This is a genomic window from Streptomyces racemochromogenes, assembly GCF_044129415.1.
GTDB lineage: Bacteria > Actinomycetota > Actinomycetes > Streptomycetales > Streptomycetaceae > Streptomyces > Streptomyces racemochromogenes_A.
On the sequence record NZ_JBBDHD010000277.1, the window covers coordinates 1 to 1,930 of the forward strand.

Genomic DNA, 1,930 nt, shown 5'->3' on the forward strand with positions numbered 1-1,930 from the left:
CCCCCCCCCCCCCCCCCCCCCCCCCCCCCCCCCCCCCCCCCCCCCCCCCCCCCCCCCCCCCCCCCCCCCCGCCACCGGTGTATCCGCTTGAGTTCTCCCGCGGCGGGTCACCGGACCTGCGGCGGCCGCCAGGAACGGGAGAACGGGGGTGCCACTCGTGCGGATCGGACTGCTCACCGAAGGTGGTTATCCGTATGCGGCGGGAGAGGCGGGGCTCTGGTGCGACCGGCTCGTGCGCGGACTCCCGCAGCACGAGTTCGAGCTCTACGCGCTCAGCCGCAGCGCCGCACAGGAGGAGCGCGGCAGGGTCCCGCTCCCGCGGCACGTCACACACGTGCGCACCGCCCCGCTGTGGGCCCCCGCCGACGACGGCCGGACCCACTCCCGGCGCGAGCGGCGGCGCTTCACCGACTGCTTCCGGGAACTGGTGCGCGGCGTCTGCGGCGGGAACGGGGCCCCGGCCGACCCGGAGGCGGCCGAGGCCTTCGCGGCCGGACTGTACGGGCTCGCCGAACTCGCCCGCGACCACGGCGGGATGTACGCGGCCCTGCGCTCCGAGACCGCCGTACGGGCCCTGGAGGCCGGCTGCCGGGCCCCGGGCGCGGGCCGGGGCGTACGGGCGGCGCGCGTCCCCGACCTGCTGGAGTTCGCCGACGAACTGGAGCGGATGCTGCGGCCGCTGTCCCTCGACTGGTACGGGGAGCACGGGCTCGGCGCCGTCGACGTCTGCCACGCCGCCGCCGGCGGGGTGGCGGCCCTCCCCGGGCTGTTGGCCAAACGCTTCTGCGGAGTCCCGCTGCTGGTCACCGAGTACGGGGTGCAGCTGCGCGCCCACTACCTGGACCACGGCCCCGGCACCCCTCCGGCGACCGGCGCAGCGGTGGGCGCCCCCCGGCTCGCCGTCCGCGCGCTGCTCGCGGCGTTCCACGTCCGGCTGGCCCGGGAGATCTACGCCGGCGCCGACCTGCTGACCCCGGGCAACACCCACGCCCGCCGCTGGCAGGAGCGGTGCGGGGCGCCCCGGGAGCGGCTGCGGACCGTGTACCCCGGGATGGAGGCGGACCGATTCGCCGCCGTCGGGGAGGACCCCGGGTGCGGGGACCCGGAGACCCTGGTGTGGGTCGGGCGGGTCGAGCCCGCCAAAGACCTGATCGGCCTGCTGCACGCCTTCGCGGAGGTCCGGCGGGCCGCGCCGCGGACCCGGCTGCGGATCTTCGCCACGGCCGCCGCGCCCGGCTACCTGGCCGACTGCCGCTCGCTCGCCGCGCAGCTCTTCCCCGACGAGGCCGCCGACGCGCGGACGGTGGGGGAGAACCCCGTCGGCTTCGAGGAGGTCGGAGGCCCCGAGGCCCCCTCGGCCGCCGACGCGTACGCCGCCGGGCGGATCGTGCTGCTGTCCTCGGTGATCGAGGGCTTCCCCATCACCCTGGCCGAGGCGATGCTGTGCGGCCGGGCCACGGTGTCGACGGACGTCGGAGCCGTCTGCGAGGTCATCGGCGGTACCGGGCTCGTCGTCCCCCCGCGCAACCCGCGCGCCCTGGCCGACGCCTGCCTGGCCCTGCTGGGGGACCCCGAACGGGCCCAGCGGCTGGGGGCGGCGGCGCGGGCGCGGGCCCTGGAGCTGTTCACGGTCGAGCAGAACGTGGAGGCCTTCCGCGAGAGCTACCTGAGGCTGCTGGCCCGGGGACCCTCGCGGGCGGAGGCGGAGGTCCCGTTCGGCCGCCCGGCGGAGGCCCTGGTTCCGGGGCACTGGACCACACCGACCTGGGCCGCGGCCGATCCCGCGGGGGCTGAGGAGGTGCCGGTATGACGACCTCTGACACCGCGGGCGCGGCCCCGCCGCGGGCGCTGCCTCCGGGCCCCGCCCCGGCTGCCGCCGGCGCCGCGAGTTCGGGTGCGGCGCCGAGCACCCCGCCCAGGACGTCCGCCC

Annotated in this window: 1 protein-coding gene; it reads left to right on the top strand. The window is 78.3% G+C overall.

Annotation, left to right across the window (positions count from 1 at the left end; all coding sequences use genetic code 11):
* Nucleotides 1–157: 157 nt before the first annotated feature.
* A complete protein-coding gene (gene pelF, locus WDV06_RS36725; RefSeq protein WP_395514137.1) occupies nt 158–1,810 on the top strand; it encodes a GT4 family glycosyltransferase PelF in 1,653 nt (550 codons plus the stop codon).
* Nucleotides 1,811–1,930: the final 120 nt, after the last annotated feature.